Origin of the sequence: Streptococcus sp. CCH8-C6, assembly GCF_001557225.1 — a bacterium.
GTDB lineage: Bacteria > Bacillota > Bacilli > Lactobacillales > Streptococcaceae > Streptococcus > Streptococcus sanguinis_C.
In genome coordinates this window covers 43,621-63,523 of sequence record NZ_LSJN01000044.1, presented here as the reverse complement: position 1 = coordinate 63,523, position 19,903 = coordinate 43,621, and the positions used below count along the sequence as shown (strand labels likewise).

Sequence of the window (19,903 nt, the reverse complement as noted above, 5' to 3'; positions counted from 1 at the left end):
GAAGGGAGACACCTTATGATTTTTGACCAAGAAGACTACAAAGCATTTGACCCAGAGATTTGGGAAGCAGTTGCTAAAGAAGAAGAACGTCAGCAGCATAATATTGAGCTGATCGCTTCAGAAAATGTCGTTTCTAAAGCTGTCATGGCTGCTCAAGGTTCTATTTTGACCAATAAGTACGCTGAGGGCTACCCAGGCCGCCGTTACTATGGTGGGACAGATGTAGTGGATGTGATTGAGAGTCTGGCAATTGAGCGTGCCAAGGAAATCTTTGGCGCCAAGTTTGCTAATGTTCAGCCTCACTCAGGCAGCCAAGCAAATTGCGCTGCTTATATGGCTTTGATTGAGCCAGGCGATACAGTTATGGGCATGGATTTGTCTGCGGGCGGCCACTTGACTCATGGTGCATCAGTTAGCTTCTCCGGTCAAACCTACAATTTTGTATCTTATAGCGTAGATCCCGAAACAGAATTACTGGACTTTGATGCCATCCTCCAGCAAGCCAAAGAGGTTCAGCCTAAGCTGATTGTGGCGGGAGCTTCAGCTTACTCTCATATTATTGACTTCTCAAAATTCCGTGAAATTGCTGATGCGGTAGGGGCTAAGCTCATGGTTGATATGGCTCACATCGCTGGCTTAGTCGCTGCAGGCCTTCATCCAAGCCCTGTGCCTTATGCGGATATCACAACCACGACGACCCACAAGACCTTGCGCGGACCTCGCGGTGGATTGATTTTGACAAATGATGAAGACCTAGCTAAGAAAATCAACTCAGCTATCTTCCCAGGAATTCAGGGCGGACCATTGGAGCATGTTATTACAGCCAAAGCAGTTGCCTTTAAAGAAGTACTTGATCCAGCTTTCAAAGTCTATGCTCAGCAGATTTTGGATAATGCCCAAGCCATGGCCCAAGTCTTCCGTCAACATGACAAGTTCCGTGTGATTTCTGATGGTACTGAAAATCACCTTTTCTTAGTGGATGTCACTAAGGTTGTAGAAAATGGAAAAGTCGCTCAAAATCTCTTGGATGAAGTCAATATTACCCTTAATAAAAACTCCATCCCTTACGAGACTTTGTCACCATTTAAGACTAGCGGCATTCGTATCGGTACAGCAGCTATTGCAGCTCGAGGCTTTGGTGTAACAGAAAGTATCAAGGTGGCCGAGCTTATTATCAAGGCTCTGGAAAATGCTGAAAACGAAGCGGTGCTGAATCAGGTGCGGGCGGAAGTTCGTGAATTGACAGACGCTTTTCCACTCTATGAGGGCTTGAACTAAGATGGATATTTACGTAAAAAAAGCGATTATTCATCAATTCAGCCCAGCTGATACCGAACTGCTGCTGGCGGATAAGTTTCTCAACATTACTCCTAAGATTGAAGAATACCTGCGCAAGAAGATTGAGCGGGTCTATTCTGACGATGCTAAAACAGGTGTTTTCGATCCCGAAAACGTCTTTTTAGCCCATCTTTCAGACGACCTACTAGAAACATCAGTGACAGTGGCCAAGCTCTGGCAGGAGGAGTTTTCTGTCAGTGAAAACCAGAAAACCAATGATTTGATTTTTGTCCAGTTTGACAAAGAAGGTGTGGAACACTTCGCTTTTCTGCGGATTGCTCTGCGGGAAACTCTGACCCACTTGGGTGGTGAGGTGGACAATCCTATCAAGCTGACGCAGAACAATTTACCTGGATTTGGTACAGGTGCAGACGAGGCTTTGGTCATCAATCTCAAGTCTCGCAAGTACCATCTGATTGAAAAACGCATCAAGTATAACGGTGCCTTTCTCAATTATATGTCGGACAATCTCTTGCAGGTCAATCCGACAATCTCAGCCAAGAAATCAATCAAAGCGCTTGAGAAGACTGCTCAAAAAGTTGCCGAAAGTTTTAACAAAGACGATTTCCAGTTTCAGTCTAAGGTTAAATCCAGTATTTTCAAAAATCTGGAAGAAAACGACGAATTGTCGCCTGAGAAACTGGCCGATGATCTTTTTGACAGCAATCTAACTGCCCGACTTACCTTTATTGACCAAGTCAAGGAAGCTATTCCTGAGCCAGTCAAATTTGATGAGATTGATAGTAGCCGCCAGAAGAAAAAGTTCGAAAATCAGAAACTCTCCCTTTCAAATGGAATTGAGCTCATCGTTCCTAATAATGTCTATCAGGACGCAGAGTCTGTAGAATTTATCCAGAACGACAACGGAACCTATTCTATTTTGATTAAGAACATCGAGGATATCCAAAATAAATAATGTTTAAATTTCTAAGAAGACTGATTTTAGTCCTTTTCGTGCTATTTGCCGGCTATAAAATTTATCAGGTTCATCATGATGTCAAACAAGTCATGAAGTATCAGAGCTTAGTCAGAGAAGTGCTGGACGAGCAGGACACAGCGGCCAATGAAGAATTGGTTCTGGCCATGATTTATACAGAGACAAAGGGAAAAGACACTGATGTCATGCAGTCCAGTGAAAGCGCGACTGGTCAGACCAATACGATCACGGACAACAAAGAAAGTATTCGCCAGGGCGTCCAGACCTTATCTGATAACCTAGAGTTGGCCAGCGAGAAAAAGGTGGATGTTTGGACAGCAGTACAAGCCTATAATTTCGGTCAAGCTTATATCGACTATGTCGCTAAAAACGGTGGTGAAAATACGCTGGAGCTGGCTAAGAAATATTCAAAAGATGTAGTAGCGCCAAGCTTAGGAAATGTAACTGGCAAGACCTACGGCTACTATAATCTGATCTCTATTTTCCATGGTCCAGAGCTCTATATAAACGGCGGTAATTATTATTATTCCCGTCAGGTCAAGATGAACATGTACATCATGCGCCTCTTAAAATGGTTTTAGAAAGAAGTAGTTAAGCTTCTTTCTTTTTTTGATGGTAAAGTAATAATCCGGATATTTGTAACCACGATGGATACATGATATAATTTTGTACATCTATCATTAAAAGGAATGAAAAATGAATAAGAAACTTGCTTTTAAGCTCCTGATTCTGGTCTTGGTGACAATTGCCGGTCTAACAGCTTTTTACAACCATAAAGAAGCCACTAGCCTCAATACAAAACAATTTGTGCAGTCAACAACGCCGACCTTGTTTTTCCACGGTTTTGGATCCAGCTCTAATGCTGAAAATCATATGACAGAGGCAGCCAAAAAGACTGGAGTCACTCAGACAATTATCACAGCAAATGTCAGTAAAAACGGTCAAGTAAGCTTATTAGGAGAGATACCGAAAGGTGCTATCAATCCCATTATCAAGGTAAACTATGAAGATAACCGCAATGCCGACTACGCTCAAGATGGTAGGTATGCAGCAGCTGTGATTCGCAAGCTACAAGAAACTTATGACTTTGATAAGATGAATCTGGTAGGCCATTCGATGGGGAATATGTCCATCCTCTTTTATATGCTGGAGAACGGTCAGGATGAAAAGCTGCCCGAGCTGCAAAAGCAGGTCAATATTGCCAACCATGTTAATGGTCTGCAAGGAAGGGACTTGCCTGAAGATTTGAGAATCCTAGACGACCAAACTGGCCAGCCTAGTGCTATGAGCCAGACTTATCAAAAACTACTGGGATTACGAGAAGTATATCCACAAGAGCAGGTAGATGTCCTTAATATCTACGGCGATTTCAAAAATGAATCCGACGGTTCTGTACTCAATATTTCTTCTCGCAGCCTTAAATATCTCCTGGTTGAGAATGCCAAATCTTACCAGGAAAAGAAAATCACAGGTCAGTTGGCTCAGCACAGCCAATTGCATGAGAATCCAGAAGTAGACGAATTACTGATTGACTTCCTTTGGAAAAAGTAGAAAAGAGCAGTTACTGGCAAGCAAATCCAGTTACTGTTTTTTCTTTGAACTTCTTTGAGAAATGTTGTAAAATGTATCTATTATCTCAAGCCCTCAACGGATGAGATAATAATAACTCCATCATTGCAGCAACTTAACTGGAGCACTCTGAATATCAAAAGGAGCAGAAATCACCAGCTCAAGGAACAGAAATTCGAGGCACTCAGAAAGAAGTTTGCTCTATAAAAAAGCTATAGAATTTGGGAAACTATAGCGGGAGGAAAAGAGGAAAAAATATGAAATTCAAAAAAACTTTAATGACAGCAGGAGCCTTGCTGGCTACTCTGTTTACTGTATCAACCGCAGCTGCCGATTCAAATGTTCAGAAAGTCATTGATGAGACTTACGTGCAGCCTGAGTATGTCCTGGGTTACTCCTTAGATGAGAGCCAAAAACAGCAGACCTTGCAGATGTTGGGCTACAATTCATCCAGCGACAGCAAGCCACTTAAGACCATGACACCGGAAGTCTACTCTAAAATCATGGATGTTGCCAACGACCCTAGCCTGCAGCTTTATTCTTCTGTGAAAATCCAGAAGTTAGGCGGCAATAAGCCATTAGAGGTCAAAATTGTCACTCCGCAAAACATCACCAAGGTTACTGAAGATATGTATCGCAATGCGGCTGTTACTCTAGGTGTTCAGCATGCGCAGATTACCGTTGCAGCACCGATTCCGGTAACAGGTGAGAGCGCCTTGGCAGGGATTTACTACTCTCTAGAGGATAACGGTGCGACCATTCCTCAGGAAAATAAAAACTTAGCGCAGGAAGAACTGGCTGCCCTTTCTGGTATCAATGCTGAAAATACAGGTAAGGAAGGCTATGACGCAGACAAGCTCAACGTGGCTCTGGCTGATATCAAAGCGGCTGTCGCCAACGCTAAGAAGAACAACAGTAATCTGACAGCAGATGATGTCCGTAAGATTGTTGAAGAAACCTTGAAAAACTACGGTCTGACTCAGTCGGTGACCAGTGACCAAATCAACCTCATCGTGAATTTCGCTGTTAATCTTTCAAACAGCGGAGTCATTACAGATTCTGACTTTACAAAGACACTTAGTGACTTGAAAGACAGCATTGTTTCAAAGGCAGGGGATACCTTTAACAATATTAACCTCAACTTTGATGCAAACGGACTCCTTCAAGAAGGCGGTAATTTCTTTTCTAATATCTGGAATGCCATTGTCAACTTCTTTAAAGGATTGTTTGGCGGTTAATTCCAAGACTATGTAAAACAAGGCTAGGACATTTTAGTCCTAGCCTTGTTTGTTTTTACAGTTATCATTTAAAATAAGATTTGTTTGTTACTCCCACTCTACAGTTGCAGGTGGTTTGCTGGTGATATCGTAGACGATGCGGTTGACATGATCCACCTCGTTTACAATACGAACAGAAATCTTTTGCAGAATATCCCAAGGAATCTTGGCAAAGTCAGCTGTCATACCATCGATAGAAGTGATAGCGCGAATCGCAATTGTGTAGTCGTAAGTTCGGCCGTCGCCCATGACACCAACAGATCGGACACCTGTATTAACAGTAAAGTATTGCCAGATGTCGCGGTCAAGACCAGCTTTGGCGATTTCTTCGCGGAGAATAGCATCAGATTCGCGAACTGTTTCCAATTTTTCCTCAGTGATTTCTCCCATAACGCGAATAGCAAGTCCTGGTCCTGGGAATGGCTGGCGCCAGACAATTTCATCAGGCATACCAAGCTCTGTACCCAAAGCACGAACTTCATCTTTATAAAGTGTGTTCAACGGCTCAATCAGCTCAAACTGCATGTCTTCCGGCAGTCCGCCAACATTATGGTGAGACTTGATAGTCTGAGCAGTGTCGGTACCAGATTCGATAACGTCTGTATAGAGCGTTCCTTGAGCCAAGAATTTTACATCTTTTAGTTTGCTGGCTTCGTCATCAAAGACATAAACAAACTCGTTTCCGATGATTTTACGTTTTTGCTCTGGATCTGAGACACCAGCTAGTTTATCAAGGAAACGTTTAGCAGCATCTGCCTTAATGATATTTAAACCAAATTTGCCACCCAGCATATCCATGACCTGATCTGCTTCGCCTTTACGCAAAAGACCATGATCCACAAAGATACAGATTAGTTGATCGCCGATTGCTTTCTGCAAGAGAACACCGACAACAGAAGAGTCTACGCCGCCAGAAAGTCCCAACAGCACCTTCTTGTCACCAACGGTTTGGCGGATTTTTTGAATTTCCATGTCAATGAAGTTATCCATAGACCAGTCGCCTTTAGCTCCACAAATATTCAGAGCAAAGTTGCGCAGGATATCATAACCAAACTCTGAATGACGAACCTCAGGGTGGAACTGAATGCCGTAGATTTTCTTAGTTGGATTTTCAATGGCTGCAAAAGGACAGTCAGTAGAAGTACCAGTACGGACAAAGTCAGCAGGAATTTCTGTTACTGCATCTCCGTGGCTCATAAGAACTAACTGGCTTTCAGGCGTACCGATGAAAAGGCTGGAATTAGCAGTATGTGACAGAGTCGACTGACCATATTCACGATTTCCAGCATGACCAGCAGGGACAACCTTGCCGCCCAGCTTGTGAGTCAAAAGCTGCATACCATAGCAGATTCCCAAAATCGGGATTTCCAACTCAAAGATTTCCGGGTCAATATCAAAAGAGCCGTCTTCATATACAGAATTCGGACCGCCGGAAAGGATAATACCGACAGGTTGGATAGCACGGACTTCGTCAGCAGTAATCTTGTGGCTCTTGAGCTCAGAAAAAACACCGATTTCACGAATGCGGCGTGAAATCAGCTGGTTGTACTGGCTTCCGTAATCAAGCACGATGATCTTTTCAACATCTTGCAATTCAGTTCTAGTAGTCATCTGTTCCCTTTCTTAAAAGAAGTAATCTTTTCCCCTCATTTTATCACAAAAAAGGAATTTTTCCAAGGTAATAAGGAGTAAGTGTGATGAAAAAACGAATATGAGACTTTAGTTTGCTATTATCGTTTGTTTAGACCGACTTGCCATGGACGCCAGTGCTATCTCTGACTAAAATTAAATAAACAAGCTCTTAAAATGTTGATCTTTTTTGACAAAACAACTGAATTCGTGAGAAAAGCCTCCGCTCTTCAATATTTAGTTTGACATTTGAAGTATTTGGTACTAAAATAAAGGAAGGTACCAAATAAGAAAGAAGAGCCGACATGTTACCCGCATATATCAAAATTCATGATCAGATTAAGAAAGACATTGACGATGCCGTTTGGGAGATTGGGGAACGCCTGCCCAGCGAGCGAGATCTAGCTGAAACCTTTAAGGTCAGCCGTATGACGCTGCGTCAAGCCATCACGCTCTTGGTTGAGGAGGGAGTGCTGGAGCGTCGGGTCGGTAGTGGAACCTTTGTAGCCAGCACACGCGTTCAGGAGAAAATGCGCGGCACCACTAGCTTCACGGAAATCATGAAAGCACAAGGCAAAATGCCGTCCAGTCAGCTCATTTCTTATCGACGCACTCTGCCGAGTGAGCAGGAAGTGGAAAAGCTAGGCATCCATAAGACAGAAAATGTCATTCGGATGGAGCGGGTTCGCTACGCTGACGATTTGCCGGTGGTCTACGAGGTGGCTTCAATTCCAGAGAAGTTCATTAAGAATTTTAAAAAAGAAGAGGTGACCAGTCATTTCTTCCAGACCTTGCAGGAACATGGCTATAAGATCGGCAAGTCCCAGCAGACTATTTATGCTCGGCTGGCTAAGGAAAAAATCGCCAATTACCTCGATATTCCCCGCGGCCATGCCATCTTAGGACTGACTCAGATTTCTTACTTTGACGATGGTACAGCTTTTGAATATGTAAAAAGCCAGTATGTCGGCGATCGTTTTGAATTTTATTTGGAAAACAATTAATTCTTTGCAAAACTCTTGGTTATCACTAAGAGTTTTTAACTTGTCTTTTACTCGGCAGAAAAAGCTGATTGACCTTTTGCAATCTCATATTTCGAGTGTTTATTTCCCTTGTCAGACTAGAGTTTATCATGCTTTTCTGGTATAATGTTTCTTATGGAAATTGAAAAAACAAACCGAATGAATGCTCTCTTTGAGTTTTATGCAGCGCTTTTGACTGACAAGCAGATGAACTATATCGAGCTCTATTATGCGGATGACTACAGTCTGGCTGAGATTGCTGAGGAGTTTGGTGTTAGCCGTCAGGCCGTTTATGATAATATTAAACGGACGGAGAAGATTCTGGAAGACTATGAGAAAAAGCTGCACATGTACTCGGACTATATTGTTAGAAGTCAGATATTTGACCAGATTACAGAGAAATACCCTGACGACAGCTATCTGCAGGAGCAGATCGGGATTCTGTCGGGTATTGACAATCGAGAGTGACCATGGCTAAACAAGTAATCTACAAGGGAATGTCTTGCTGGTTGTTGGAGTCGGAAGAACCTTTTCCTGCCAGGGTACAAATCATCTCCCCTGATGATCTTTCTAAGGCAATGCAAGAAGGCTTCAGCTGCTGGGGTTACCCAAATGAGATTATGAAAGAAGTCTCTTCTGAGGAATTTGCTTCTTTAACCCGTTTTGGAAAATTTCCACTGAATTGATTGAAATAGAAACTAGGAGAAATAAAAAATGGCATTTGAAAGTTTAACGGAACGTTTGCAGAACGTCTTTAAAAATCTGCGCAGAAAAGGTAAAATCTCAGATAGTGATGTCCAAGAAGCGACCAAAGAGATTCGTCTGGCCCTCTTAGAAGCCGACGTTGCCCTGCCAGTTGTCAAAGACTTTATCAAGAAAGTTCGTGAGCGGGCTGTCGGTCATGAGGTTATCGACACCCTCAATCCAGCGCAACAAATCATCAAGATCGTTGACGAAGAACTGACAACTATCCTGGGCTCTGATACTGCTGAGATTATCAAGTCACCAAAGATTCCGACTATTATCATGATGGTTGGTCTGCAAGGGGCTGGTAAGACCACCTTTGCTGGTAAGCTTGCTAATAAGCTCAAGAAAGAAGAAAATGCTCGTCCGCTCATGATTGCGGCGGATATTTACCGTCCAGCGGCAATTGATCAGCTGAAAACACTTGGACAGCAAATTGATGTACCTGTTTTTGCTTTAGGTACGGAAGTTCCAGCTGTTGAGATTGTCCGTCAAGGTTTGGAGCAAGCCAAGGCTAACCACAATGACTATGTCCTGATTGATACGGCTGGGCGTCTTCAGATTGACGAAAAGCTCATGCAGGAGCTGTCGGATGTCAAAGCGCTGGCTAATCCGAATGAAATCCTCTTGATTGTCGATGCCATGATTGGTCAGGAAGCGGCTAATGTCGCTCGAGAATTTAACAGCCAATTGGAAGTGACTGGGGTTATCTTGACTAAGATTGATGGCGATACCCGTGGTGGTGCAGCCCTGTCTGTCCGTCAGATTACTGGTAAGCCTATTAAATTTACTGGTACCGGTGAAAAAATCACTGATATCGAAACCTTCCACCCAGACCGCATGTCCAGCCGGATTTTGGGCATGGGGGACATGCTGACTTTGATCGAAAAAGCCTCTCAGGAATACGATGAGAAAAAATCGCTTGAAATGGCTGAAAAGATGCGAGAAAACACCTTTGATTTCAATGACTTCATTGATCAGCTGGATCAGGTACAAGGCATGGGACCTATGGAAGACTTGCTCAAGCTGATTCCAGGTATGGCCAATAATCCTGCTCTCAAGAATATCAAAGTGGATGAGAAAGAAATTGCTCGCAAGCGCGCCATCGTATCCTCTATGACACCAGCTGAGCGGGAAAATCCTGACTTGCTGAGTCCTAGCCGCCGCCGTCGGATTGCTAATGGTTCGGGTAACAGTTTCGTCGATGTTAATAAATTTATCAAAGACTTCAATCAAGCTAAGCAGATGATGCAAGGCGTTCTGTCAGGCGATATGAGCAAGATGATGAAGCAAATGGGCCTCAATCCAAACAATATGCCTAAGAACATGCCTGGTGGCGGAGGAATGCCTGATATGTCGGCTCTGGAAGGCATGATGGGCCAAGGCGGTATGCCTGATATGAGCCAAATGTTCGGCGGCGGACTCAAGGGCAAGGCCGGAGAGTTTCTAATGCGCCGCAGCATGAACAAAATGGCCAAGCAAATGAAGAAAAACAAGAAGAAGCGGAAGTAATAACAAAAAACAAGTCGCATAACTAAGTTTTATGTGGCTTGTTTTTGGAAATATCAGATTCAGATACGGAGACTAGAATGAAGCCTTTTTTGACTCAATTGATTCATCGACTTGCTAAAACCTTTCAAAATTTATTAAATAAGCTGCCTTCCCACCCTATTTCTCATCTTCCTGCCAGCAAGGTCGAAATACGTCCTATTATCATGATTCCAGGTAGTTCGGCGACTGAGAATCGTTTTAATCGAATGGTTAAAAAACTCAATCGCAATCAACATCCGAGTCATAGTCTGGTCCGTATTAAAGTCTGGAATGACGGACACCTGACTTACCGAGGGCATTTGAAGCGCAAGGACAGAAATCCTATTTTTGTGGTTGGCTTTCAAAATAATCGCGATGGTTATGAAAACATCAAGCAGCAAGCAGCAATGTTTGATGTTGCTTTGACTGTCTTGCGAGAGAAGTATTCTTTTAACAGCTTCAAAGCGTTGGGGCATTCTAACGGTGGTCTGGTTTATACAGTATTCCTACAGCAATACCTGGCAAACCATTCTGGGTTGAAGATGGAAAAGCTCCTGACTATTGGCAGTCCTTATAATCTAAACAAGAAAAATCTCAATCATCGAGTCCCGATGCTAGATGACTTTGTAGCCAATCAGGAAAAACTGCCTAAGAAGCTGCAGCATTTATCAATTTTGGGAATCTTTTTCCGAGATGGTGACGGAATTGTCCATAAAAGTAGTGTAGAGGCTGGGAACTTGATTTACAAAGAAAAGATTGCTTCACACAGAGAGGTCGTCATCGTAGGCAAGGACGCGCATCATTCTTCCTTGCCGCAAAATGAACAGGTAGTTGATTTGATTAGGGAGTTTTTGTTTAATTCATCTCACACTAGAAACTGCTAATATGCTAATCTAAAGTTATTATCGTTTGTAAAAAGAAAGTATAAAAACCAGCGCCTAAAGACCGACGCTGGCTGGTGATATTGGATTAAAAAACCATTTGTATAGATGAACTACGCTGGGAGGGGATTATTTACCTAAAAATGTAAAAGGCTCCTAGGCTTTCTTTAAATACCTTGTTCTTTGAGGGATAATTAAATTTTCCGAATAGAATATGTATTCTATTCCTTTACTGGACTTTGTTACTGAATAATTTAGATAGTATTTTTCGTTACGGAAAGTATTATACATTTGAAAAATTTCAGGGGCAAGATCATATGTAAGAATCCAGCTTTTATTCTTTAGGTGGTTTTTTATAGTGTTAGATAAACTAAGGTGGTTTTCGTGTTTATAAAAATTTGTATAAAGACCAGGACCTTTGGTGTAATAAGGAGGATCAAAAAATGTGAAGGAATCTTTTGTTTTAGTAATATTTAGTCGAATAAATGTTTCAGCATCCATATTATATAGCTTAATTCTGCCTTTCACAGAAGCTATTAATTTAATTTTTTCAATAATTTTATCTTTATTAAAACGACAATCAAGTTTATAATCGCCATTCTGTTGGAGACCGCCTATAACACCAGCTTTTATGATTCCTGAGCGATTTGTTCGATTAAGAAATAAAGTTGAGAACCCTAACTCAAGTAGATCTTCAGATACATCTTTATTTTGTTGTATAATTCTCTGTTTTTTCCATTCTTCAATCGTAATCGGAGTTGTTTCAATTAAGTTAATAAGGTGATCTGTATAATTTAAAACAGAGTACCAGAATGCATAAATAGCTTTATCGTAGTCATTTACCATAATTTTTTGTACGTTGTTATTCAAGAGCAACTTTAAAGCAATCCCCATTCCTCCCATATAAGGTTCAATATATGTTGTTGATCCATTCAATTCAATAAGTTCTCTAACAAATTCATATACTTGTGTTTTTCCACCAGGATAGCGTAACGGACTAATGCTTCTCATTTGTTTCGCCACTCTCTTTCTAAAGTAATCATGATTCTATTTTGGATTGGGGGTTAATGGCCATTTTGATTGATCAATGTTATAAAATGGAGCAGTTTTATGGAAACATATGTTTAATTTTTGAAAGAATTCATTTACTTCTTGTTCATTGTTATCAACCCAATATTTCATAACATAGTTCCAAAAAACAGAATCACTTTGATAAATCTTCTTATTTCCTTCTCGTCTATCGCCATGATGTGAACCAGGTAATTTTAGTTTATTTTCTAATTCAGCTAATTGTGAAAGGATTTTATCTTTAACATACTTTTTAGTATAACCGCTTTCAATAAGGTCATATTTTTTCCAAAAGTCGTCGTCATTTACTAAGTTCTCTTTCAGATAATAAAAAATGAGTTCCTCGGGAGATGATTTTCCAGGAAGGCTGAGTAAGTTATGATTTAAAGATTTGGGATCTAAAGTCTGATCTCCATCAACTATGGATATAGTTCTGATACTTGACTGTTTAGCATATCTATCTGTAGCCAATGCTTTTATTGCTTCAGAGGGTAGCTTTGCATCTACAATATGGAAGAAGGGGCTTATCATAATGTTATGGCTCTCTTGATATGATTGAAGTAGATTGTTGAAAAAATCTTTTGCCTCATCATCTTCCAATAATACTGGAATCAGAGTGTTTCCGTAAATATTTTGCACGAGATTATTTTGTAATAGTGCATTAATTGAGTACTTATTAATATTAGATAATAAATCAACATGATCAACTTGATCAGTTAGATAAATCAATTTACCAATTTTTTTATCAAGGGAATAGTCAATTAGTGAAAAACTATGAGTAGTGAAAAAAATTTGAATTTTGTATTCATTTGAATACTCTTTGAACTCATTTATCAATTTGATCTGAAATTCTGGATGTAAAGAAGCATCTAGTTCATCAATTAGCAATATACTTTCTACAGAATTATTTTCATTAGAATTTATATTTTCATAGCATGCTTTTAGAGAAACTAATGATGTTAATATTGTTAGTAAATTATCTTCTCCAGCAGAGATTGTATTTGAATCAATTCCCTCGGTATTTGTCGAGAACTCTGTCTTAGATCTAATGCCACCGAAATTATTCAATTTACCATCAAAATGAATTTCATATCCAGTAAACTTCTTATAGAGCTCACTTAATTCATCAAGATATTTGTCTTGCAACTTACTAATAATATTTTTAAACTTACTTTCGCCATCCCATTCACCATACGAATATAGTCTAAACGTTCCTAAATAGATAATTGGAATTTCAGGAAGTCTATCAGAGGAACCTCTAGTGTATTTAGGCTTAATTGCAAAGCGATCATGATTATTTTTAGTTTTACTATTGTGTCTTCTGAAATCTAAAGAAAAGTTTTCATAAACTGCGGTATAGAGTGTGCCAGCTACTCCAGGAGCGGGATCATTATATTTTTTATCCCCTCGGGCTAATGCCTCAATCTTAGGATTGAATATTTTATTAATCTTTTGAATAGTTGGTAAAACAGGATTTTTTGATGAATTAGATACTTTTTGATGAGAGTTACTTATCAAATGAAGTATAGACGATTTACAAGTTCCATTTGTCCCTGCTATGATGTTAATATTATCATCAAAGTCTATTTTTAAGTTTTTAAGTTTTCTATATTGGATAAATTCTATTCTTTTCATATTTAATGATATTTCCTCAATATTATTATATATTGAAAAGACTCCATCCCAAGATGTAGTCCACACAATATTTTGATTACGGAAAACATTGGATTCGAACTCACAGAAGCTATTGTACACATAGACAGTGTTTTTCAACGAGACATCGCGACATATTGAGCAATAATCCTCCACTCCAATACTTCCTCAAATATTCTATCATAAATCCTCATATCTTGCAAATAAATATATAAAACCAATAAAAATGATAGTTGTTAGAATGCAATGTTTCAAATCGGCGATCATTCTATTCTGTATTAACTTTTAAAATAGAATAGAATGATATTTCATCCCTCTGACATCTTTCCGAAAAACTATAATTTTCTTGAAAAATATATCTAGATATGCTATACTACCATTATAGAAAAAACGGAGAAATGTGATGAGACGTGAACTGTTATTAGAAAGAATTGATAAACTCAAGGCCACTATGCCCTGGTACATTCTGGAATACTACCAGTCTAAGCTGGCGGTGCCTTATAGTTTTACAACCTTATACGAATATCTCAAAGAATATGATCGCTTTTTTAATTGGGTGCTGGAATCCGGTATCACAGATGCTTCGCATATTGCTGAGATTCCTCTCTCGGTCTTGGAAAATATGACCAAGAAAGACATGGAGGCCTTCATTCTGTATTTGCGGGAGCGACCGCTTCTCAATGCTAATACAACTCAAAATGGTGTTTCCCAGACAACCATTAACCGGACTCTTTCGGCTTTGTCCAGCCTCTACAAGTATTTGACTGAGGAAGTGGAAAACGAGCAGGGTGAGCCCTACTTCTATCGAAATGTAATGAAAAAGGTTGCTACTAGGAAGAAAAAGGAAACTCTGGCTGCTCGTGCAGAGAATATTAAGCAGAAGCTCTTTTTAGGGGATGAGACAGAAGAATTCCTCCAGTATATTGATACGGAGTACCCTAAGAAGCTCTCTAATCGCGCTCTGTCTTCTTTTAACAAGAACAAAGAACGAGATTTAGCCATCATTGCCTTGCTGTTAGCCTCTGGTGTTCGTCTGTCTGAAGCTGTTAATCTGGATCTGAAAGACATCAATCTAAAGATGATGGTCATTGAAGTGACTAGAAAAGGCGGAAAAAGGGACTCTGTTAATGTTGCTGCTTTTGCTAAACACTATTTAGAAGAGTATCTGAACATTCGAAGCAAACGATACAAGGCGGAAAAGACAGATACAGCTTTCTTTTTGACTGAATACCGTGGCACTCCTAATCGAATCGACGCTTCCAGTGTCGAAAAAATGGTGGCCAAGTATTCTGAAGACTTCAAGGTGCGAGTGACACCTCACAAACTCCGCCATACACTTGCTACACGTTTGTATGATGCAACTAAATCTCAAGTTCTCGTCAGTCACCAGCTGGGGCATGCTAGTACACAAGTTACTGACCTCTATACCCACATTGTCAACGATGAACAAAAGAACGCTTTGGACAAATTATAATATTACATAATTTAAAATATGCAAATATAAGAATGACAACAAAAGAGCGAAAAATCTATTTTAGATGCTTCGCTCTTTTTCTTATAAAAATTCAATCCAATAGTTCCGGTGCGGCTCGACAATCAGCGGTTTGCCCCAGAAATGCTTGAGATGTTCTAGATTTGCTGCTGTGACAGGTCGATTTTTAGAGTTGTACTTTTCAGCACTTTCTCTAGTCAGGAAGCATTTGACCGTTTCGTAGGAGCCTTCTGCTGTCTCTCTATTCAATGCTTCGAAGCTAATTTCATCGCCTGGCAGAGGATTGTCCGTGAAGAGTTTTCCGATAAAATAGACCGTTTTACTCTTCATCAGATCGTAAGCCTTGATATTCTCTATTCTATTATTAGCTGCTGCAAACATGATGCAAAAGCTATCGACAAGGTCCTTCAAGGGCATCAGGTCTTCCTTGGGAATGAAGACATCTACCATGTAGAGCCCACCAATGACTAGGTTTTGGAAAGAAGGTTTCTGAATAACATTATCTAACGCCATGCCAAGCGGTAATTTCACGGCTTGATAGCCTGATTTTTCAAATTCTTCTTTCTTTTTATCATAATCTTCTTCAGATATGCTAACATAAAAATTGTCTGGATTAGGAGATGGTTTTTTCTTCTGAAAAGCTACAACTGTACGGTCCAACTGCTCAAACAGACCAAGGCTTTCTACTGGGACTTTTTGCATCAAGGCACCCCTTTCTCTAATTCCCTATCATTTTATCATATCTAGTAGATAAAGCCTAGAGAAAACTAGCTGGTTAAGGAAACGTAAGAATGTTGTTGATTTGAAATATTATACTTGAAAAACCAAACTCCGAAGAGTTTGGTTTCATTTATATCATCATTTAACCGACGATAGCTTCAGCAATCTCTTCTCTGCTGATTCCAGCAAAGTAACGGCTGATATCAATCGTTTCAAGGGCCTTGAGCACATCTTCGCGTTCGTATTTAACGCCGCGCAGCACATCTTCTACTGCTGCTACGTCTTCAATGCCAAAGAAGTCCCCATAGATTTTAATATCATGAATCTTGGATTCAGCAATATTGGCAAAGATTTCTACCTTACCGCTGGTAAACTTGGTCCCACGGCGCACATTGTATTCAGGCGATTTACCGTAGTTCCAGTCCCAAGTTCCAAACTTGCTATCTCTGATTTGCTTGATTTCTTCCAGTTCTTTCTCGGAGAAGACATATTCTGTCATTTCTGGGTATTCTTTCTTCATATAGTCCAGAAGCAGGTCGCGGAATACTTCGACAGTAATCTTTTTTGGCAATTCATTGACGATATTTGTCACGCGTGCACGGACGGATTTCACGCCTTTTGATTCGAACTTGTCTTTAGAAACCTTAAGTGCATTGGCCAAGACAGACAGATCAACATCAAAGAGCAGGCAGCCGTGGTGCATGATACGGCCATTGATATAGGCCTGCGCATTGCCACAGAACTTCTTGCCATCAATCTCTAGGTCATTACGGCCAGTGAATTCAGCCTTTACCCCAAGTTCTGCTAAGGTGTTGATAACCGGCGTAGAAAAGCTCTTGAAGTCAAAGGCACGATCTTCGCTTTCCTTGGAGATAATGGTGTAGTTGAGGTTGTTTAGATCATGATAAACAGCTCCACCGCCGCTGATACGACGTACGACCTCAATGCCATGCTCACGAACATAATCACGGTTTATCTCTTCAATAGTGTTTTGGTGGCGCCCCACGATGATAGAAGGTTTGTTAATCCAGAGCAGGAAAATTTCATCCTCATCTAAGAGATGTTTGAAAGCATATTCTTCCAGAGCAATATTAAAAGCTGTATCATTTGAGTAGTTAACAATGTATTTCATAAGCTACCTCTTTATACGATAGAGACTGGAACAATGTTTTATGTCCAGTCTAATCTATCTTTTAAATTATTTTTTCTTAGGTGAGTGAACTGCCAATCCCAGTACATCCGCAAATGCTTCGTACATAACTTCTGAGAAGGTTGGGTGACCGTGAATGGTCTTAAGCATTTCTTCTACGGTGATTTCCATTTCGATGATGGTTGATGCTTCGTTGATCAATTCTGCAGCCGCAGGACCAATGATATGAACACCGAGGACTTCACCATACTTCTTGTCAGCGATGACTTTAACGAAGCCTTGAGCTGCATCTGAAGCGATAGCACGGCCGTTAGCAGCGAAGTTGAACTTACCAATTGCTACATCGTATTTCTCACGAGCTTGCTCTTCTGTCAAACCAACTGCTGCTACTTCCGGAAGGGTGTAGATAGCTGCAGGCGTCAGGTTGAGTTTGGCAACATGGTGATTACCTTTCAGAGCATTTTCAGCAGCGACTTCACCCATACGGAAGGCTGCATGAGCCAGCATCTTAGTACCATTGATATCTCCTGGTGCGTAAATACCTGGAACAGAAGTTTCCATGTACTCATTGACCTTGATACGACCGCGATCCAATTCGAACTCGACCTCACCAATACCTTCTAAGTCTGGTACACGTCCGATAGAAAGAAGGGCCTTATCTGCTAGAATATCTTCTTTTCCTTCAACCTTGATACGGAGTTTGCCGTTTTCTTCGATGATTTCTTCCAACTTGGTTTCAGTTAGAATTGTCATACCCTTGCGCTCCAAGATGAGGCGAAGGTTTTTAGAAACTTCCGCATCCATAGCAGGTACGATACGGTCCATCATTTCGATAACAGTGACTTTTGAGCCAAATGTCATGAAGGCTTGGCCGAGCTCAATACCGACAACACCACCGCCGATAATTACCAGATTTTCTGGCACTTCGTTCATTTCTAGAATATCATCACTGGTCATAACGAGAGATGATTCCATACCTGGGACATTGATTTTGCTGACTTTTGAACCACCAGCCAAGATAATCTTCTTCGTTTCTAGCAGCTCGCTGCCGTTTACAAGAACATTCTTGTCTTTAGTAATGGTACCAATTCCCTTATGAACATCTACGCCATAGCTGCGAAGAAGGCCAGCAACACCGCCAACAAGCGTATTAACAACCTTGTTTTTAGTTTCTAGAACCTTGTCCATGTCCACTGAGAAGCTAGGATTTTCGATGATGATACCGCGATTAGCAGCGTGACCAAGGCTTTCAATGATTTCCGCATTGTGCAAGTAAGTCTTGGTAGGAATACAGCCACGGTTCAAGCAGGTTCCGCCTAGCTCAGACTTCTCAACCAAGGCAATCTTGCCACCTAGCTGGGCTGCTTTGATAGCCGCTACATAACCAGCAGGTCCGCCACCGATAACAACGATATCGTAAGCATCATCACTCTTATCATCATCGTTTGAAGCACTAGCTGCAGGTGCTGGGCTAGCTTCTGGTGCTGCTGTTCCAGCTGTTGGGATATTTTCCCCTTCTTCTCCCAAGTAACCGATGATTTCCGTTACTGGAACAGTTTCTCCGTCACCTTTGAGAATGGCAATCAGATAGCCGTCTTCTTCAGCTTCCAATTCCATGCTGACCTTGTCAGTCATGATTTCCAGAAGGATTTCCCCTTCTTTGACAAATTCGCCGACTTTCTTATTCCATTGGACAATTTGCCCTTCGGTCATATCTACGCCGGCTTTTGGCATAATTACTTCTAAAGCCATTTTTCTTTCCTTTTCTAATTTAGTTTTTCACTTGCTGAGTGTTTCGTTTCTTTACTTTTTAAACTAGCAAAGAAAATCTTATACCAACATTGAAATCGGATCTTCAATCAAAGCCTTCAAGTCCTTCATAAACTTAGCTCCAGCCATTCCGTCAACTACACGGTGGTCAATGGTCAAGCCAAGACTCATAATTGGACGGATAACAATTTCGCCATTAACAACGACAGGTTTTTCCACTGTTGAGCTTACACCCAAGATAGCAGAGTTTGGCTGGTTGATGATTGGCCCAAAGGACTGAACGCCAAACATACCTAAGTTACTGATTGTGAAGGTTGAGTTTTGCAACTCGCTTGGAGCCAACTTTCCTTCCAAGGTACGTCCGATTACATCTTTAAAGGCTACTACAAGCTCTGATAGGCTCATTTTTTCTGCATTGTAGACAACTGGTGTCATCAGGCCATTATCCATACCGACTGCCATTGAAAGGTTGACATAGTTGTGTGTGATAATGGTCTTGCCATCCTCTGTCAAGGTCGAGTTGAGGTAAGGATGCTTCATCAGTGTCTTCACAACAGCCAGCGAAAGCAGGTCAGTGACAGTTACTTTCTTGCTAGTGGCTTCCATGATTGGATCTAATACTTTTTTACGCAAGGCCAGCATTTCTGTCATATCAACATCATAGTTAAGGGTGAATGTTGGCGCCGTCAGGTAAGATTCTACCATCCGCTGAGCGATAACCTTCCGCATTGGCGTCATTGGAATACGCTCAATTTCACCGTAAGGAGTGACATTATCAGGCACTTCTTCCACTTTTTCGATTTGAGCAGGAGATTTGATTGTATCGCTCTCAACATTCTCAGGCAAGAAGGCAAGAACATCCTTCTTCATAATCTTGCCACGATGGCCAGTTCCTTGAATCTCTTGCCAAGCAATATTATGTTCTTGGGCAATTCGTTTTGCCAGTGGTGAAATGCGCACCACATTTGTATCTTTATAAGTTTCCACGTCTTCTTTGTGGACACGACCGTTTGCGCCTGAGCCAGAAACATCATAGAGGTTGATTCCCATATCATCCGCTAACTTTCTAGCTGCAGGAGTCGCTCTTAGCTTATCATCAGCCATGACCTCTCCAATTCTAATT

18 protein-coding genes are annotated in these 19,903 nt (G+C 40.9%); 11 read left to right on the top strand and 7 right to left on the bottom strand.

Going from position 1 to position 19,903, the window contains the following annotated elements; all coding sequences use genetic code 11:
- Positions 1 to 15 precede the first annotated feature (15 nt).
- The 5 genes from glyA (at position 16) to AX677_RS05025 (ending at position 5,082) form a co-directional block, all read left to right on the top strand.
- On the top strand, positions 16 to 1,278 hold the full coding sequence (glyA, locus tag AX677_RS05045; protein ID WP_060976377.1) for a serine hydroxymethyltransferase: 1,263 nt from the start codon (positions 16 to 18) through the stop codon (positions 1,276 to 1,278).
- 1 nt (position 1,279) lies between these two features.
- A complete protein-coding gene (locus AX677_RS05040; RefSeq protein ID WP_002895516.1) occupies positions 1,280 to 2,254 on the top strand; it encodes a nucleoid-associated protein in 975 nt (324 codons plus the stop codon).
- On the top strand, positions 2,254 to 2,856 hold the full coding sequence (locus AX677_RS05035) for a lysozyme family protein (RefSeq protein WP_060976376.1): 603 nt from the start codon (positions 2,254 to 2,256) through the stop codon (positions 2,854 to 2,856). The genes AX677_RS05040 and AX677_RS05035 overlap by 1 nt, the downstream gene beginning before the upstream one ends.
- Before the next feature lie 115 nt (positions 2,857 to 2,971).
- Positions 2,972 to 3,826, top strand: coding sequence for an alpha/beta hydrolase (locus tag AX677_RS05030; RefSeq protein ID WP_060976375.1), 855 nt, complete (start codon positions 2,972 to 2,974; stop codon positions 3,824 to 3,826).
- A gap of 275 nt (positions 3,827 to 4,101) precedes the next feature.
- A complete protein-coding gene (locus AX677_RS05025) occupies positions 4,102 to 5,082 on the top strand; it encodes a DUF1002 domain-containing protein (RefSeq protein ID WP_049547718.1) in 981 nt (326 codons plus the stop codon).
- Positions 5,083 to 5,169: 87 nt separating this feature from the next.
- Here the strand turns inward: AX677_RS05025 and guaA are convergent, their stop codons facing one another.
- Positions 5,170 to 6,732: a glutamine-hydrolyzing GMP synthase gene (gene guaA / locus AX677_RS05020; RefSeq protein WP_060976374.1), complete on the bottom strand. Its 1,563-nt coding sequence runs from the start codon at positions 6,730 to 6,732 to the stop codon at positions 5,170 to 5,172.
- A 323-nt stretch (positions 6,733 to 7,055) separates the two neighbouring features.
- Here guaA and AX677_RS05015 point away from each other — a divergent pair, with 323 nt between their 5' ends.
- The 5 genes from AX677_RS05015 (at position 7,056) to AX677_RS04995 (ending at position 10,930) form a co-directional block, all read left to right on the top strand.
- Positions 7,056 to 7,754 (top strand): GntR family transcriptional regulator, encoded by a 699-nt coding sequence (locus tag AX677_RS05015; protein ID WP_060976373.1) that lies wholly within the window; start codon positions 7,056 to 7,058, stop codon positions 7,752 to 7,754.
- A 153-nt stretch (positions 7,755 to 7,907) separates the two neighbouring features.
- The gene (locus tag AX677_RS05010; RefSeq protein WP_032907526.1) at positions 7,908 to 8,240 is read left to right on the top strand and encodes a putative DNA-binding protein; all 333 of its coding nucleotides are present in this window, start codon (positions 7,908 to 7,910) and stop codon (positions 8,238 to 8,240) included.
- 2 nt (positions 8,241 to 8,242) lie between these two features.
- A complete protein-coding gene (locus AX677_RS05005; RefSeq protein WP_060976415.1) occupies positions 8,243 to 8,458 on the top strand; it encodes a hypothetical protein in 216 nt (71 codons plus the stop codon).
- Between the two features lie 28 nt (positions 8,459 to 8,486).
- A complete protein-coding gene (ffh, locus tag AX677_RS05000) occupies positions 8,487 to 10,028 on the top strand; it encodes a signal recognition particle protein (RefSeq protein ID WP_060976372.1) in 1,542 nt (513 codons plus the stop codon).
- A gap of 77 nt (positions 10,029 to 10,105) precedes the next feature.
- Positions 10,106 to 10,930: an alpha/beta hydrolase gene (locus AX677_RS04995; RefSeq protein WP_060976371.1), complete on the top strand. Its 825-nt coding sequence runs from the start codon at positions 10,106 to 10,108 to the stop codon at positions 10,928 to 10,930.
- Positions 10,931 to 11,083: 153 nt separating this feature from the next.
- Here the strand turns inward: AX677_RS04995 and AX677_RS04990 are convergent, their stop codons facing one another.
- Positions 11,084 to 11,938: a DNA adenine methylase gene (locus AX677_RS04990; RefSeq protein ID WP_060976370.1), complete on the bottom strand. Its 855-nt coding sequence runs from the start codon at positions 11,936 to 11,938 to the stop codon at positions 11,084 to 11,086.
- 36 nt (positions 11,939 to 11,974) lie between these two features.
- Positions 11,975 to 13,630: an AAA family ATPase gene (locus tag AX677_RS04985; RefSeq protein WP_060976369.1), complete on the bottom strand. Its 1,656-nt coding sequence runs from the start codon at positions 13,628 to 13,630 to the stop codon at positions 11,975 to 11,977.
- 421 nt (positions 13,631 to 14,051) lie between these two features.
- Between AX677_RS04985 and xerS the strand changes: the two genes are divergently transcribed.
- Positions 14,052 to 15,122 (top strand): tyrosine recombinase XerS, encoded by a 1,071-nt coding sequence (gene xerS, locus AX677_RS04980; protein WP_060976368.1) that lies wholly within the window; start codon positions 14,052 to 14,054, stop codon positions 15,120 to 15,122.
- Between the two features lie 81 nt (positions 15,123 to 15,203).
- Here the strand turns inward: xerS and AX677_RS04975 are convergent, their stop codons facing one another.
- From AX677_RS04975 to AX677_RS04960, 4 genes are all read right to left on the bottom strand, one after another.
- Positions 15,204 to 15,842, bottom strand: a complete 639-nt coding sequence (locus AX677_RS04975) for a hypothetical protein (RefSeq protein ID WP_060976367.1) — start codon at positions 15,840 to 15,842, stop codon at positions 15,204 to 15,206.
- A 160-nt stretch (positions 15,843 to 16,002) separates the two neighbouring features.
- Positions 16,003 to 16,992, bottom strand: a complete 990-nt coding sequence (locus tag AX677_RS04970) for a lipoate--protein ligase (protein WP_060976366.1) — start codon at positions 16,990 to 16,992, stop codon at positions 16,003 to 16,005.
- A 66-nt stretch (positions 16,993 to 17,058) separates the two neighbouring features.
- The gene (gene lpdA, locus AX677_RS04965; protein ID WP_060976365.1) at positions 17,059 to 18,762 is read right to left on the bottom strand and encodes a dihydrolipoyl dehydrogenase; all 1,704 of its coding nucleotides are present in this window, start codon (positions 18,760 to 18,762) and stop codon (positions 17,059 to 17,061) included.
- A gap of 78 nt (positions 18,763 to 18,840) precedes the next feature.
- The gene (locus AX677_RS04960; protein WP_060976364.1) at positions 18,841 to 19,884 is read right to left on the bottom strand and encodes a dihydrolipoamide acetyltransferase; all 1,044 of its coding nucleotides are present in this window, start codon (positions 19,882 to 19,884) and stop codon (positions 18,841 to 18,843) included.
- Positions 19,885 to 19,903 lie beyond the last annotated feature (19 nt).

What these genes read in the sequence shown, in the direction of transcription:
- AX677_RS04960 (WP_060976364.1), bottom strand. Translation starts at nt 19,884, where the DNA reads ATGGCTGATGATAAGCTAAGAGCGACTCCTGCAGCTAGAAAGTTAGCG.
- AX677_RS05030 (WP_060976375.1), top strand. Translation starts at nt 2,972, where the DNA reads ATGAATAAGAAACTTGCTTTTAAGCTCCTGATTCTGGTCTTGGTGACA.
- ffh (WP_060976372.1), top strand. Translation starts at nt 8,487, where the DNA reads ATGGCATTTGAAAGTTTAACGGAACGTTTGCAGAACGTCTTTAAAAAT.
- glyA (WP_060976377.1), top strand. Translation starts at nt 16, where the DNA reads ATGATTTTTGACCAAGAAGACTACAAAGCATTTGACCCAGAGATTTGG.
- AX677_RS04985 (WP_060976369.1), bottom strand. Translation starts at nt 13,630, where the DNA reads ATGAAAAGAATAGAATTTATCCAATATAGAAAACTTAAAAACTTAAAA.
- xerS (WP_060976368.1), top strand. Translation starts at nt 14,052, where the DNA reads ATGAGACGTGAACTGTTATTAGAAAGAATTGATAAACTCAAGGCCACT.
- lpdA (WP_060976365.1), bottom strand. Translation starts at nt 18,762, where the DNA reads ATGGCTTTAGAAGTAATTATGCCAAAAGCCGGCGTAGATATGACCGAA.
- AX677_RS05035 (WP_060976376.1), top strand. Translation starts at nt 2,254, where the DNA reads ATGTTTAAATTTCTAAGAAGACTGATTTTAGTCCTTTTCGTGCTATTT.
- AX677_RS05010 (WP_032907526.1), top strand. Translation starts at nt 7,908, where the DNA reads ATGGAAATTGAAAAAACAAACCGAATGAATGCTCTCTTTGAGTTTTAT.
- AX677_RS04995 (WP_060976371.1), top strand. Translation starts at nt 10,106, where the DNA reads ATGAAGCCTTTTTTGACTCAATTGATTCATCGACTTGCTAAAACCTTT.
- AX677_RS05005 (WP_060976415.1), top strand. Translation starts at nt 8,243, where the DNA reads ATGGCTAAACAAGTAATCTACAAGGGAATGTCTTGCTGGTTGTTGGAG.
- AX677_RS05015 (WP_060976373.1), top strand. Translation starts at nt 7,056, where the DNA reads ATGTTACCCGCATATATCAAAATTCATGATCAGATTAAGAAAGACATT.
- AX677_RS04975 (WP_060976367.1), bottom strand. Translation starts at nt 15,842, where the DNA reads ATGCAAAAAGTCCCAGTAGAAAGCCTTGGTCTGTTTGAGCAGTTGGAC.
- AX677_RS04990 (WP_060976370.1), bottom strand. Translation starts at nt 11,938, where the DNA reads ATGAGAAGCATTAGTCCGTTACGCTATCCTGGTGGAAAAACACAAGTA.
- AX677_RS05040 (WP_002895516.1), top strand. Translation starts at nt 1,280, where the DNA reads ATGGATATTTACGTAAAAAAAGCGATTATTCATCAATTCAGCCCAGCT.
- AX677_RS04970 (WP_060976366.1), bottom strand. Translation starts at nt 16,992, where the DNA reads ATGAAATACATTGTTAACTACTCAAATGATACAGCTTTTAATATTGCT.
- guaA (WP_060976374.1), bottom strand. Translation starts at nt 6,732, where the DNA reads ATGACTACTAGAACTGAATTGCAAGATGTTGAAAAGATCATCGTGCTT.
- AX677_RS05025 (WP_049547718.1), top strand. Translation starts at nt 4,102, where the DNA reads ATGAAATTCAAAAAAACTTTAATGACAGCAGGAGCCTTGCTGGCTACT.